The sequence below is a fragment of the Desulfobacter sp. genome (genome assembly GCA_028768545.1).
Classification (GTDB): Bacteria; Desulfobacterota; Desulfobacteria; order Desulfobacterales; family Desulfobacteraceae; genus Desulfobacter.
The window spans coordinates 3542963-3557914 of the sequence record CP054838.1 but is presented as its reverse complement, the minus strand read 5'-3'; the positions used below and the strand labels follow the sequence as shown (position 1 = coordinate 3557914).

Here is a 14952-nt window from a genome sequence, read left to right as displayed (position 1 = left end):
AGATTAATTCTGGACCATATTTTTGATCTCTTCCACCACCTCAGGATTGGCCAAGGTCATGACGTTGCCCACATCCCCCCGGTTTGAAATGGCCCCTAGAACCCGGCGCATGATTTTACCGGATCTGGTTTTAGGCATATCCGGCACCAGCCATACCTTTCTGGGTTTTGCAATTTTCCCGATCTGTTCGCACACCGCATCGGAAATTTTCTGTGCCAGGGCCTCGGTGGGTTCCACGCCTGTTTTAAGGGCAATATAAAGATCGGGCTCTTTTCCCTTAATATCGTGAGAAACTGGCACAACTGCGGCTTCAGCCACTTCATTTACCACAAGGGAGGCAGACTCAATCTCTTTGGTGCCCAGGCGGTGGCCGGATACATTGATGACATCATCAATCCTGCCAAGGATTCTAAAATACCCGTCATCTGACATGGTTGCAGCGTCTCCTGCAAGATAGGGCCAGTCTTTCCAGTCCTTGGATTCAGGATTTCTGCAAATGTCGGCAAAATAGGTGTCTACAAAACGTTGTCTGTCACCCCAGATGGTCTGGAACTGACCGGGCCATGGGTTGCGGATACAAATGTTTCCGGCAATTCCGGTCTCTGTGATTTCCTTGCCTTCATCATCCAGAATAAAAGGATGAATTCCGGGAACACCCGGGCCTGCGCTTCCGGGTTTCATGGGTTTGAGTCCGGGAACGGTGGAACATAAAAATCCCCCTGTTTCCGTCTGCCACCAGGTATCCACAATAATGGCTTCCCCCTTGCCCACGGCAGATTCATACCATTTCCAGACTTCCGGTTCGATGGGCTCGCCCACCGTGGTCATATGCTTAAAATGATAGTTGTATTTGGCCGGTTCATCCGGTCCAAGTTTTCTTAAGGCCCGGATGGCTGTGGGAGCTGTATGGAAGATATTAACATCCAGCTGCTGGGCAATCCGCCAAGACCTGCCGGCATCAGGATAGGTGGGCACTCCTTCGTAGATCACGGTTGAGGCGCAAAGGGCAAGGGGACCATATACGATAAATGAATGTCCGGTAATCCAGCCGATGTCGGCCATGCACCAATAGACATCTTCAGGGTGAATATCCTGAATATATTTTGACATGGCTGTGGTATAGGCAAGATAGCCCCCTGTACCATGCTGGCAGCCTTTGGGCTTGCCGGTGGTGCCAGAGGTGTACATGAGAAAAAGCGGGTCTTCAGAGAGCATTTGTTCGGGCTCTATGATCTTCCCGAAATGATTTTTCAAAGCCTCATTCACAAATACATCACGCCCGTCAACCATTGGGGTGTCACACGAATATTTTCCAGGATACCGCTGCCAGACCAGAACTGTATCCACTACCTGGCCTTGTTGGGCAGAGAGTTTGACGGCTTCATCTGCATTGACCTTGTGGTTGAGCAGTTTACCTGCCCTGTAATAGGCGTCCATGGTAATCAACACCCGTGAATTTGAGTCCACCACCCTGTCGGCACATGCCGAGGCTGAAAATCCGCCGAAGACCACAGAGTGGATCACGCCGAGCCTTGCGCAGGCCAGCATGGTAATGGGAAGTTCTGCTGACATGGGCATATGAATTGTGACCCGGTCTCCTCGTTTGAGTTTTGCATCGTTTTTAAGTACAGAGGCAAACTCGTTTACCCTGACGTAAAGTTCCTGGTAGGTGATATGATCTGTCCGCTCTTCTTCGAGTTCCGGAACAAAATGGATGGCGGTTTTGTTTTTATTTTTTTCTAGGTGTCTGTCAATACAATTATAAGATGCATTTATTTTGCCGCCTTTGAACCATTTGTAGCAAGGGGCGTCACTGGCATCAAGTACTTCATCCCAGTATTTATACCAGGTGAGCAGTTCGGCATATTCAGTAAAATAATCCGGGAAGTTGTCCAGACTGAACCTTTCAAAAATATCTGGATCCGTTAAATTGGCCTGGCCGATAAACTTGGATGAAGGATAATAATATTCCTCTTCTTTCCAGTGAACTGCGATCTGGGCTTCCGTAGTTTCGACAACTTCTTTTTTGCTCATCACTCATCTCCTTGTTGGTATATGTTTAAGGAACTTATATTATAGATGATTTTCAAGCGTGCCGATGCCGGCTCCACCTCCCTTGTTATGGATGGAAAAAGAGTTGAAAAAGGTGTTTTATATATGTTGTGTCTATGTGTAAGCCTGTCAGTTTAGACACGCTTTTTTTTAAAAACCAGTGCAGGCAGTAGTTGAGGAGATAATAGTGTGGAAATCGCTGCCATTTACTGAATTTGATTTATATCTTAAATAAATCAATATTAAGATATGGCTTCGAAGTCAATAAAAAACTTTGTTTTCTTGGGGAATTATCTTTAAATTTTATCCATCCTGTTATATTCATAATAATGGTTTCAGAACCTAAGTGTTTACAAAAAAAAGAAAATTAACCATCTGGAAGATGTTTAACTTTGTTTGATGGCAATAAACTTGATCTGATTAAGACGTTTATGCAAAAGTATGTTCGGATCCGGTTCAAACCCAGATTTTGACCGGTGAACATATTGCTGTTTTAGAGTTTAAATTCGTCAGCAGTGAATAGTGAATAATCGTGGCAAGGGGAAAAAACCATGCAGTGTCAGATATCTAAACTTAAATTGTACAAGGAGAGAGTATGAAAAACCCTGTTGATCATTATTGGCAACTAAAACTTGAGGCGGTTAAAGAGGGGCTTGAAAATAATCATTTTGAGGTTCATATTGCCCAATCAGCCAAAGCGGCCAAGGATCTGGCCCTTGAAAAGATTATTCCTTCTTTGAAACCGAAAAGCGTGTCATGGGGAGGGTCCATGTCTTTTGTGGGTACCGGGCTTTTTCATGCGCTTGTGGATGACCCGAGCTTTGAGGTCTTAAATACCTTTGACAAAAGTTTGGCCGTCGAGGATATGCTTGAACTTCGGCGGCGCTCCTTGATGGTGGATCTTTTTATCACCGGCATCAATGCTGTCACTGAAGCAGGGTATCTGGTCAATCTGGACATGATCGGCAACCGGGTGGCAGCAATGATCTGGGGGCCTAAAAACGTTTTGTTGATAGTCGGTAGAAATAAAATTTGCAGTGACCTTGAAGATGCCATGTTCAGGATTAAAAATTATGCGGCACCCGTAAATACAATGAATTTGGATAAAAAGACCCCCTGTGCAAAAACAGGGATCTGCCACGATTGTGACAGCCCTGACAGAATATGTAATTATTGGACCATCACAGAAAAATGTTTTTCCAAAGGCCGGATCAAGATTATTCTGGTGAACGAAGATATGGGGTTTTAGCCATATGTGAGTTTTCCTTTTTGGTCGTCCTGAAATTTAATTAAAAAAGCAGTATCATCCAGGTTAGGCTCACGGTTGAATTAAAATTTTCCAAAATATGGCTTAGGATTTTTAATCGTATTCAAGGCGGGTGGCCGGGAGCATATTAGACGTGCCAGCCACCAACGACGAAGAGGGTTAAAAAGACAAGGCATATGGGAGGTTTTATTCTGATCAAGAGCCTTAATATTGGATTTTAAACCCGCTTAAATCGGGCTGGACATCAACCTGCCAGGAGGTCACCTTGTCCACACGGGAATGGGGTGACCCCGTCTGGCACCAGGTCAGCATCATATCAATATTGTTTTTTTCTCCCTGGAAAAGGGCCTGGACTGTTCTGTCAGGTAAATTTTTCACATGACCTGCCAAGTGCAGATTTATTGCCGCCTCCCGGGTTTCAGCCCTGAAACAAACCCCTTGAACCCGTCCTTTTATCCTGACTTGAACAGCGGTTTTTATACTCATTTGGTCCCCTTTGATTTTTTATCACACGGTGTGTTCAGGCTGGCCTTTTTGATTATATCTGAACCAAACTTTTGTAAAACCGAATCCATGGCCTGGTCTACACAATCCCATTGTTGATCGATTTTTTCATCCCTGTCCAAAAGCAAGGACATCTGAACCGGCTCAGATGTGTGCTTAAAATCAGAGACCCCAACCCCGATCAGCCTGATTTTTTTTTTGATGCTTACCTTGTCATACAATTGAGTTGCAAGATCATAAATTGCATTGGAAGAAGAGATCCAGGATTCGGTTTTTTTGCTCCGGGTGATTTGGGAAAAGTCTGAAAATTTTATTTTAATTGAAACATGACGGCAGATCCAGTTTTTTTTTCTCAGATCCCGTCCTACACGGTGGGACTGCTCTAACAGGACCTTTCGTACCTCTGCAAGAGTATAAATATCCTTGGAAAGTGTGGTTTCACTGGAAATGGATTTGCGAACGGATTGGGCTTGCAGCGGGGTGTCATGACCAAGGGATAGTTTTGAAAGGCGTGTTCCCATTTTACCCAGCTTTCGGCTCAAGAGGGCCTGATCGAAATGTTTGACATCCCCAAGGGTTTTTATTTGAAGGGCAGTCAAAAGTTTTAAGGCCTGGGTCCCCACCCCCGGCACTTTTTTAATGGGAAGGGTGGCAATGACATTGTCCATATTTTTTCTTGAAATATATGTCAGCCCGTCTGGTTTATTCATGTCAGAGGCAATTTTGGCCAAAAATTTTACAGGGGCAATGCCCACCGAACAGGTCAGGCCGATTTCGTTTAGCACGGCAGTTTTAATCTGGACTGCAATCTGTTTTGGACTGCCGAATAATTTGTCACACCCCTGGGTATCCACATAGGCCTCATCAATGGATACAGGCACAACAACCGGGGAAAAGCGTTTTAAAATCTTCATGATTTGTTGGGAATCGTTCAGGTATTTGTTTCGGCTGCCGGGCAGGATGATAAGATGCGGGCATTTTTGTTTGGCCTGGAAAACGGGCATGGCTGAACAAATGCCAAATTTTCTGGCCTCATAACTGGCCGTGGACACCACACTTCTTTTTGAATGACCGGACACGATAACAGGGCGACCCTTGAGCCTTGGGTTGTCCCGCTGCTCTATGGCTGCAAAAAAAGCATCCATATCCACATGAAGGATCATTAAATCACCGTTTTTTTAAGTCCTGTTTTTGCATTTCAAGAACGAATTTGTGTATGACTTCATACTCTTGGACCGTGCAGTTTTCAAAGATGCAGTGGCAGATCTGATTCGCAGAAATATGCAAAATTCTGATCTGAACATTCAGGGCGGGATCTCCTGTAAAGTTCGGCATGTTCAGGATTAAAGAAATTTTATCTGAATCGTATTGTTTGGCTCCTGGATTTGAAAACCCAAGCCCTCCCGCACTGATGTCTGTAAGGTTGACCTCTCTGCCTTTAAATTTGATTGCCAATTGGGTATTGCCTGAAAACACATACCGAAATGAGGCGCGTTGATCTGTCTGGTCAATAGAGGAGACCGCATTACCAGGTGCTTTGGTTTTTTTCCAGAACAAATTCAACCCTCCTGTTTTTAGCCCGGTTCTCTTCTGTGGTGTTGGCAGCCAGGGGAATAAGCTGCCCATATCCGGTTGCCGTAAGGCGCTGGGCACTGATTCCCTTGGCAATCAAATGTTTTAATACCGTAGTGGCCCGGATGGCCGACAGCTCCCAGTTGGAGGGAAAGGCTTTGGTGGCAATGGGCACATTATCGGTATGGCCTTTGATATTAATATTATACTCGGTGTATTTTTTAAGCAGATTGATCATCTCATCCATGGCGGGCAGGGCCTGGGAATTTAGTCTGGCTGAGCCCGAAGCAAACAAGGCTTCCCCTGAAACGGTAATGATTAATTTACCAGAACTTGCCTCCAGAGATAAGCTCTCTTTTTGAGCGGCATTTTTAACCAAACGGTCCATGGAGCGATATAATGCCGTGTCCCGGTTGCGAAGGCCGGTGATCTCATCTATGCGGATTTTTTGGTCAAACCCGTCTGGTTTGCCAAGAAATTTCATTATTCCTTCCATTTCTGATTGAGTCTGCACCGCTGCTGTCAATGAGGTGACCGTTGTTTTATACCGCTCTTTTTCAAAGGAGGCCAATGAGTAGAGCAGTACAAAAAAGACCATGAGCAGGGTCATGAGATCGGCATAGGTGACAAGCCATCCGGCATCATTTTCTTCAACAATATAAGGATTGTTATACCCGGTATCTTTCATGGTTAGTCCTTTAGATTCATCTGGTCCAGGGGCTGGCGAAGACGTGAGGATATAAAACTGGATAATGTTTCATAAATAATCACCGGATTATTGTTGTTCAAAATTGAAATAGCACCTTCCCGTATGATTTCAAGGTTCATGATTTCAATGACGGTTCTGGACCGAAGTTTGCCTGCCACGGGCAGAAAAAAAAGGGTGGATAAAAAAGAGCCGTAAAAGGTGGTCAAAAGGGCGGTTGCCATGGCCGGCCCGATATGGGACGGATCCTGAAGGTGGGAGAGCATTTGAACCAGGCCGATAAGGGTGCCGAGCATGCCGAATGCCGGGGCATAAATTCCCATTTTCCGAAAAACATCCTGAACAATAAAATGCCTCATCTGCAAGGATTGGATTTCCGTGGTCAAGGCCGCCCGGATCACCTCTTCGGAAGATCCGTCTGCCAGAAGGCCGCAGGCTTTTTTGAGAAACAAAGACCTGGTTTTGACACTGGCCAAATGTAAAAGTCCCTGCCGCCGGCTGATCCGACTGAGTTTAATCATGGTGGCAACAGCCTGATTGGGATCTTCCTTGTCCTTGGAAAAGACAAAATAGGCCGCCTTGAATGCCGCATATACATCTCTAAACTGAAAGGTGATCAAGGTGGTGGCCAAGGTCCCTCCGAATACGATCATCAGGCCTGGAATATTAATAAAATTATAAGAGTCCCCGCCCAGAAAAATAGCGGAAATAATGAGTGAAAGTCCTGAAATAATGCCAACAAAAGAAGCTAAATCCATAATCACCTTAGCGTGTTGCTCACCTGTATTTAATCATTGATTCATAAGATCCTTACAGCCTTGTTTTGAGTCTGTATGCTATTATATTCCGCTTACAGGGTCAAGCGCTTAGAACCCGGGATATATTTAATCCAACGGGTTAAAAAAAAAACAGATTATTTTGTCCAAAATTTCAATACAAAATTCATATATTCAAAATCAGTGATGTCCGGTTAGGTTTTTGCTTGCTCAATAATTTTTTGATCTTTGACAATATTGTCCCTGTTTGAACTATGAGAGCCCTGCTCCTCGCAGCCAAACAGGTCATTTAGAATGGCGGTTCGCAGCTGCCGAACTCTTTTGATCGTGACCTTTTCATTAAACTGTTTTTGGCAATGGATTGCCAGTAACAGGTAAGTGATAAGGCCGCCAAGAATCTGAACCATAAGGCCGTATTCACTGCGGGCAATGAGATGATATACCTTCAGATGTTCTTTCCACCATTTGAAAAAATCCTCAATGGTCCACCGGAGTTTATAAATTGTTGCTATTTGTTCCGCTGTTAAATCATGCCTGTCAGTTGCCACATAGTATTTGACGCCAGCAATTTTATAGCCAACAACCCGAACAGGCCTTTTCGTCTGGTTTTGATTCGGAGTACCAAGTTTAACCAGTGCATCATAAAAAATGTAGCTGTCGGAAGGGGTCTCGTGGTTATCAATAATTGTTCTTGTTGTCCTGGTTTTTATACGGCAGACAAAATGTTTGCCTTGCTCCTGAAGCAGGTCAAATTCTTTATGGGATTGATATCCACGATCCATAACACCTGTTTGCCCCTTGGAAAGTATTTTGGGAACAAAAGTGCGTTCAGCGCCGTTGCCTTCAGTCAAAAAGATTTTGTTTGGGATTCCGTGATTAATGTCAAATCCGCAATGTACTTTGGCTTTTTTACTTCCTTTTCTGTAGTTCGCCCAGTGCATTGAAAGGACTGCATTTATGAGACTACCGTCAATGGAAACCAACTCTCCTAACTCGGCGTGTTCACCCGGATGACACTCAAGAGCCTGTTTATAAAGATCCTCAAAGATAAATTGCAGTTGTTCGAGTCCCCTGTGATTGATGGCTTCACAGAAACTACTACGGCTGATACCACCGTCTGGCGCAATATTTTCTTTAGCAAAAACATTCTCCTTGAGATCCTGAATTAAATGTCGGGCAGACTTGTGCTCCTGAAGATGGAAATAAACCAAAGCATTTATCTGGTCTTCGAATGTCATTTTTAAAGGGCGATCTCCTCGAGATTGTAATTCCGGTGCTTTTGAAAGTGACTTTATCAGAGGGCACCTGAAATTGTCAAAGTTCAGAGACCGTAGTTGTTTTTTAGGGACTGAGATGTGCGTCATTTGAGCTCCTTGAGTTAAATTTTCAAGGCGCACAAAAATTTTTACGCACATTTGTCAACACAAAACAGACTGTTTTTTCAATGATTTTAGATGCTTTTTATATGCAACAACCTAACCGGACACTACTGATTCAAAATAAAATAAGGATAAAATCAAACCTGCTCCTGGACTGGGAGCAATGGGCAAATATGGATTTTTCTAGGCTGGATCATCGGGTTGATATCATATTCACTGCCAACCCAAATCCACCGCCTAATTTTATGTTTGTTAGAATATGGGGATGGTCCGTGCTTTCCTGGCTGCCAGCATGGTACCATATTGGGGTGCCAAGCGTGCGACGAGTAAGGTGTACAAACCATACTCCGCTGTGAGGGCAAACAAAGGCAGCAAAGAAGAAGGTGCTGTAAGGTGGATCAAGGGTCAAAAGAAAGATTGCTCAACTTAGGGTTAATCTGATATCTTTTTTTATGCTTGTCTTGGAACCTAAGTTTTGAACGCCAACTTTGAATTGAAGAAAGGCCATAGGATACGGATGCGTTTATACCTCATTTTGTTGTGTGTTTTGGCCGCCTGTCTCTTGTCCGGGTGCCAGGAACAGCCCGGTCAAACTGATCAAATTAATCAAAATTTAGCCCAGGCGGTTGATCTAAAGCCTTTAATCTACAGCCCTTTGCCTGAAAATATTCATTGGCTGACCAATAATACAGATCCTGTATTTTCATCTGAAAAGGCCAAAAAAGGAGGGATGGTCAGAGCCGCCCTGCTCAGTTTTCCCATGACCTTCAGGGTGGTGGGCCCGGATTCCAACGGCGGGTTTAGAAGTGCCATTCTTGACAATCAGCTTTCGTTGATCAACCGCCATCCCAATACCGGCAATATTATTCCCGAACTTGCCACCCACTGGGCCTTTGATGATGATAAAAAAACCATGTATTTCAAGCTTGACCCTGATGCCCGATGGTCGGACGGGGTCAAGGTCACTGCCAGGGACTATCTGTTCACCCTTAAATTTATGCGTTCGGAACATATTATTGCTCCCTGGTATAATGATTATTACACCCGGGAGATAGAAAAGGTCATTGTGTACGATGACTATACCATAGGGGTGAAAAGCACAAAAGCCGTGCCCAACCCCTATCTTAAGCTGGGAATCAGCCCCACGCCCGAACATTACTATAAGAGACTTGATCATGAGTTTACCACCCGATACAACTGGGCCGTGGTACCCAATACAGGGGCATATCAAATTCATGAGTTTAAAAAAGGGCGGTTTATCCGGTTTAAGCGCAAACAAAATTTCTGGGCCAAGGATAAACGCTATTTTAAACACAGGTTTAACGTGGACATGGTCCAGTACACGGTGATTCGGGATTTTAATTTTCAATGGAAATTTTTTAAAAAAGCACGGCTGGATGCCTTTGGAATGACCCTGCCCAAGTTCTGGCATGTAAAATCCAAAACCCCGGTGATCGAAAAGGGATATGTTGAACGGATCTGGTTTTTCAATGACCAGGAGCATCCCTCCAGGGGCTTGTGGCTAAACCAAGACCAGCCCATATTCAAAGATCAAAGGCTTTGTTATGCCTTTGCCCATGCCATGAATGTTGAAAAAGTCATCAAACAGGTGTTGAGATCTGATTATTTCAGGCTGCCCCAGGCCTTCTACGGATATGGACGATATACCGATTATTCCATCCGCCCAAGAGAGTATGACATTGACAAAGTAGACCGCTTGATGAGGGATGCTGGGTGGCACAGGGGGCATGACGGGATCTGGGTTAAAGACAAGTTACGGTTTTCAGTCAAGGTGACCTATTCCTATGATGAGCATATGGCAAGACTTGTAGTTCTCAAAGAAGATGCACTTAAAGCAGGGATTGAACTCCGGCTTGAAAAGCTTGACCCCTCTGCCATGTTTAAAAAATTTCTTGAAAAAAAACATGAGGTGGCATGGATGGGCTGGAGCACCAGTTTAAGGCCTTCCTATTGGCAGGGGTGGCATTCTGATAATGCCCATAAACCCCAGACCAATAATATTACCAATACCGATGATCCCCAACTTGATTCTTTGATTGACCAGTACCGGGACAGTCTGGACGAAGAAGAACGGATTCGCCTTTCTTTGGCCATCCAAAATAAAATTCACAAGATCGGTGCCTATGTGCCCACCTTTATGATCCCCTATGTCAGACTTGCCTATTGGCGGTGGATGAAATTGCCGGAGTTTCACGGCACCCGCATGTCAGACGACCTTTTTAACCCGTTTTCATCCACCATCGGCGGGTTGTTTTGGATTGATGACAAGGTCAGAAAACAGACCCTGGCAGCCATGAAGGCGGATAAATCATTTTTGCCTGTGCTGATTGTGGACAAGCAGTACAAAAGAGAGGATAAAAAAAATGAACCAGGCAAATGAGCCCATTTTAAAGGTGGAGGATCTGGTGGTTTCCTTTGGTTCGGATCAGGGAGATCTTAGGGCGGTTGACCATGTCAGTTTTAGCCTTAAAAAGGGGCAGGTCCTCGGGATTGCCGGTGAATCCGGATGCGGAAAAAGTGTGACCGCCCTGAGCATTGTTCGGTTGCTGCCAAAACCGGCAGCCATGATCCTCAACGGACGTATCCTTTACCAGGAAAATGATCTTCTGGCCCTTCCCATTGAAAAAATGCACAACATCCGGGGCAGAAAAATTTCAATGATTTTTCAAGAACCCATGACGGCATTAAACCCTGTTCATTCCATAGGCCGGCAGATGATTGAAGTGTATGAACTGCATTTTTCCACCATGTCATCGGCCCAAATGGTGTTGGCTTCGGTTCAAATGCTTGAGCAGGTCGGCATCCCGGATCCTGAACAGGTCATGGGTAAATATCCCCATCAACTATCCGGAGGTATGCGTCAGCGGGTGATGATTGCCATGGCCCTTGCCTGTGAACCCGATATTCTGATTGCCGATGAACCCACCACAGCCCTTGATGTCACCGTACAGGCTCAGATTATGGATTTGATCATCGGGCTCAAGGAAAAAATAAAGATGTCCGTGATATTGATCACCCATGATCTCGGGGTTATTGCAGAAAATTGTGATGATGTGGTGGTCATGTATGCAGGACAGATTGCTGAAATCGCCGGTGTCGGTCAATTATTTAAAGATCCGTGTCATCCATATACCCAAGGACTGCTTGCCTCAATTCCATCACGGGCGAAGGTCGCGAAAAAGCATCTGCCCACCATTGCCGGCAATGTGCCCCCTTTGTCCAAGATGCCTAAAGGGTGCCGATTTTCAGACCGTTGTCCCCTTAAAAAAGAGATTTGTCTTGTACAAACGCCCAACCTAGGTTCAGTTGGTAAAGACCGTTCAGCCGCCTGCCATTTGCTGACCTGAAACAAAAAAATGGACTCTTTTTAAAATAATACTTGATTTTTAAGTAAAAGCTAATAATATACATTCAAAGCTTGGCAATAAAGGGCTTTGTCGGTTTCGTTCTAAGGGCTGGACCCATTTGTTGAAGTGGCAGGACCTAAAGTTTGAAACTACAATTATTCACTTAAAGTAAGGAGAGAGTCACAATGGCAAATGGGATCGTAAAATGGTTTAATGATGCAAAGGGTTATGGATTTATTGAGCAGGAAGAAGGACCTGACGTATTTGTCCACCATACCGGCATCAATGCAACTGGTTTCAAATCCCTGAATGAGGGAGATCGGGTCACATTTGATGTAGAAGACGGACAGAAAGGGCCCGCAGCGGTTAATGTAACAGTTCTCTAGTAGTTTTTTTAAAGGGTTTTTGGCTGCTCAAGTTTAAAAACCCTTTTTCTTTGGTCTCTTTTCTTCGGTTGAATCCTGGTTTAAAACCGGCCAGGCAAATAAGGTTCTGTGTCGATCTGCGTCTTTTTTTCAAAGATCATATCTGAAACCAACTTTCCTGTACCGGTGGCCAGGGTCAGACCGAGCATGCCATGGCCTGTTGCGATCACCAGATTGTCCTGAAAAGGAGATCTGCCGATGATTGGCATGTCATCATAGGTCATGGGGCGAAGGCCTGTCCATTCTTTAATTATGGGGTGGCCGCAAGGAGCACTCATATATTCTTTTGCCCCTTGTATGAGTTTTTTTAGGCGTTTGGAATTTAAATGATCTGAATAGCCGGAAAATTCCATGGTGCCCCCAAGGCGGTATCCGGTTTTCCAGGGCGTGACCACCATATTTTTTTCACAGAGCATGCAGGGGATATTGGGACATGGATCCGGCCGCTCCATGGTGATACTGTATCCTTTTCCAGGCTGCACCGGCAGGGTTAAATTCAAACTGCTGGCAATTAACGGGCTCCAGGCACCGGCGGCAAGTACAAAGGCATCGGCAAAAAGATTTCCCCTTGAAGTGCTCACATGTCTGATTGATCTTTTGTTTATGCAAATATCAATGACCTCACACTCTTCTATTAGGGTCAATCCCTGGTTAACCAGCATGGTTTTCCATGATCTGACAAAGTGTTCGGGTCTTAAGTGATGATCCTGGTCACTATACCATGCGCCTGCAATTTCAGGGGATAATGCAGGCTCCAAATCAAGGGTGTCTTTTTTGCCAAGCCGTTTATACCCAAGGTTGAATTTTTGGAGAAAATTATTTGTTTTTTCAAAGGATTCAAGATTCTTTTCCTCTTTAAACACAGATAAAATACCCTTTTGTTCAAAATCGCATGGGAAATTCTTGTTTTTTAAAAGAGCTGTAAACAATTTTGATGAATATTTTAAAAGCTCATATTTGGCTGTGGCCGCTTGATTCATATGACCGATCCTGCAGTTTAAGGCAAACTTGACCAGCCAGAGCATCCGTTCAATATCCATCCCGGGCTTAATATACAAAGGAGAGGTGCCCAAAAGTGTTCTGTATATCTCATGGCTGACAGCGCCTGGTGCGCACAAGGGGATGACATCTGTAAAGTAGAGCAACCCGCAGTTGCCGTGGGAAGAACCCGACCCTGCCGTGTTTTTTTCAATGATTGTCACCCGGGCACCTTGTTTCATAAGGTAGTGGGCACAGGCAAGACCGATCACTCCCCCGCCGATAACGATTACGGACTGGTTCTTTTCCATGGATTTCCTTTTTTTTTTAGAAAGCTTAGGTTAAAACATGGTCCAAGGATTAAAGTTGATTTGAAACTGCAACCCTCAAGAAAAATGTCAGGTTAAGACAGTTTTTTGTAAATTTCAATGCCAAAATAAAGACAGATAATCAATTATTGAGTTAATTTCTTGTCCAGACAATTAAAGATGGTATATAAGATACATCAAATTTATGGGGGATAAAAGCAGCCCCAATTAATAAAGACAGGACAAAGATGCAGATTCTGGAAATCAAGGGGTTAAAAAAATATTTTCCCGTCACCAGCGGGGTCTTTTTGCGTGCCAAAGGCAATATACATGCAGTGGACGGGGTGTCTTTTAGTGTCTCAAAGGGAGAAACCCTTGGTATTGTCGGGGAATCGGGTTGCGGAAAGACCACCTTGGGTCGGTGTATCATGGGGCTGTACCCTCTGACCCAAGGCAAGATTACATTGGACAACATTTCTCTGGCCCAGATGAGTTCATCCGAGCGCAAGACCTTTTCCACCCGTGTACAGATGATATTTCAAGATCCGTTTGAATCTCTGGATCCAAGGCAGACCGTAAGACAGATACTTGAAGAAAAATATCTTATTCACGGCCAGAAAGGATCCAATGTTTCAACTCAGGTCCAAGCATTGCTCGATCAGGTCGGACTCGGATCCGAGGCCCTTGAAAAGTATCCCCATGAATTTTCCGGGGGCCAGCGCCAGCGGATTGGAATTGCCAGGGCGGTCAGCATGACCCCTGAAATCATTGTATGCGATGAACCCGTATCCGCACTTGACGTATCTGTTCAGTCCAAGATTTTGAATCTGCTGCTTGACCTTCAAAAAAATTTAAAATTAACCTATCTGTTTATCTCCCATGACCTCTCTGTGGTCAGGCACATGTCCGACCGGATTTTGGTCATGTATCTTGGCAAGATCATGGAAATTGCAGATGCCCATACCCTGTATACCTCTCCGTCCCATCCATATACCCGGGCACTGCTGGAGTCCATTCCGGTTCCCGATCCTGAAATCAGAACCCAAAAGGTGCCCTTAAAAGGGGAAATCCCTTCGGTCGAACATCCGCCCCAAGGCTGCCGGTTTAATACCCGGTGTCCCAAGGCCTTTGACCTATGTTTTGAACAAGAGCCCGAACTTGTCACTGATCTGGATAATCCTGACCATAAAGCGGCCTGCCACTTGTTTACCCCCTGATATTTTACAGGGTGGGAAGGCAAAACCACCACCTAAATTTTTATTTGCCTAAATAAGGGGATGTTCCGTGCTTTTCTGGCCTCTATCAAGGGAACATATTGCGGCGCCAAGCCAGCGACGAATGATGTGTATACGTCATACTCCGCAGTGAGGAGCAAACCAAGGCAACCAAGAAGATGGTTCTGTAAGGTGGATCAGGGGGGCTCAGGGTCATCGCATGTAACTTTTATTAAGATTCGTCCTTACCCGGCTGGAATAGGTGAGGGGGATTCCGTTAAATCTTAAGCGGTCGTCCTGACCGCTTAAGAAGCGGAAATGATCGGACCTATGCCGTCCTGGCGGGCCGCTCATTTACGCCACTCCACCCCCTTCACCCTATCCCAGTCTGGCTCTCCTGGCT

The 14952-nt window shown here is 44.9% G+C and carries 11 protein-coding genes and 1 pseudogene; 5 read left to right on the top strand and 7 right to left on the bottom strand.

The features are described 5' to 3' along the window. Window positions 1-3: 3 nt before the first annotated feature. Window positions 4-2034, bottom strand: coding sequence for an acetate--CoA ligase (acs, locus tag HUN05_17250; GenBank protein ID WDP86653.1), 2031 nt, complete (start codon window positions 2032-2034; stop codon window positions 4-6). Window positions 2035-2647: 613 nt separating this feature from the next. Here acs and HUN05_17245 point away from each other — a divergent pair. Further along, the gene (locus HUN05_17245) at window positions 2648-3301 is read left to right on the top strand and encodes a lactate utilization protein (GenBank protein ID WDP86652.1); all 654 of its coding nucleotides are present in this window, start codon (window positions 2648-2650) and stop codon (window positions 3299-3301) included. Window positions 3302-3523: 222 nt separating this feature from the next. Here HUN05_17245 and dinB read toward each other — a convergent pair. From dinB to HUN05_17220, 5 genes and pseudogenes are all read right to left on the bottom strand, one after another. Further along, window positions 3524-4986: pseudogene (dinB, locus tag HUN05_17240) on the bottom strand (DNA polymerase IV). Window positions 4987-4990: 4 nt separating this feature from the next. Beyond that, window positions 4991-5380: a PilZ domain-containing protein gene (locus tag HUN05_17235; protein WDP86651.1), complete on the bottom strand. Its 390-nt coding sequence runs from the start codon at window positions 5378-5380 to the stop codon at window positions 4991-4993. Further along, window positions 5349-6083, bottom strand: coding sequence for an OmpA family protein (locus tag HUN05_17230; protein ID WDP86650.1), 735 nt, complete (start codon window positions 6081-6083; stop codon window positions 5349-5351). The genes HUN05_17235 and HUN05_17230 overlap by 32 nt, the downstream gene beginning before the upstream one ends. Window positions 6084-6085: 2 nt before the next feature. Then, window positions 6086-6859, bottom strand: a complete 774-nt coding sequence (locus HUN05_17225; protein ID WDP86649.1) for a MotA/TolQ/ExbB proton channel family protein — start codon at window positions 6857-6859, stop codon at window positions 6086-6088. 212 nt (window positions 6860-7071) lie between these two features. Then, complete coding sequence (locus HUN05_17220; GenBank protein WDP88114.1) at window positions 7072-8241, bottom strand: IS4 family transposase; 1170 nt, start codon at window positions 8239-8241, stop codon at window positions 7072-7074. Window positions 8242-8773: 532 nt separating this feature from the next. On the opposite strand from HUN05_17220, the gene HUN05_17215 reads away from it, so the two are divergent. The 3 genes from HUN05_17215 to HUN05_17205 all read left to right on the top strand — a co-directional run bounded on the left by HUN05_17215 (window position 8774) and on the right by HUN05_17205 (window position 12010). After that, window positions 8774-10657 (top strand): ABC transporter substrate-binding protein, encoded by a 1884-nt coding sequence (locus HUN05_17215; GenBank protein ID WDP86648.1) that lies wholly within the window; start codon window positions 8774-8776, stop codon window positions 10655-10657. Continuing rightward, window positions 10641-11624 carry an ABC transporter ATP-binding protein gene (locus HUN05_17210; GenBank protein WDP86647.1) on the top strand — a complete coding sequence of 328 codons (984 nt, stop codon included), beginning with the start codon at window positions 10641-10643 and terminating at the stop codon, window positions 11622-11624. Before HUN05_17215 ends, HUN05_17210 begins: the two co-directional genes overlap by 17 nt. A 185-nt stretch (window positions 11625-11809) precedes the next feature. Next, a complete protein-coding gene (locus tag HUN05_17205; GenBank protein WDP86646.1) occupies window positions 11810-12010 on the top strand; it encodes a cold-shock protein in 201 nt (66 codons plus the stop codon). A gap of 80 nt (window positions 12011-12090) precedes the next feature. Here the strand turns inward: HUN05_17205 and HUN05_17200 are convergent, their stop codons facing one another. Continuing rightward, window positions 12091-13338 (bottom strand): FAD-dependent oxidoreductase, encoded by a 1248-nt coding sequence (locus tag HUN05_17200; GenBank protein WDP86645.1) that lies wholly within the window; start codon window positions 13336-13338, stop codon window positions 12091-12093. A gap of 245 nt (window positions 13339-13583) precedes the next feature. Between HUN05_17200 and HUN05_17195 the strand changes: the two genes are divergently transcribed. Then, a complete protein-coding gene (locus HUN05_17195) occupies window positions 13584-14552 on the top strand; it encodes an ABC transporter ATP-binding protein (protein WDP86644.1) in 969 nt (322 codons plus the stop codon). Window positions 14553-14952 lie beyond the last annotated feature (400 nt).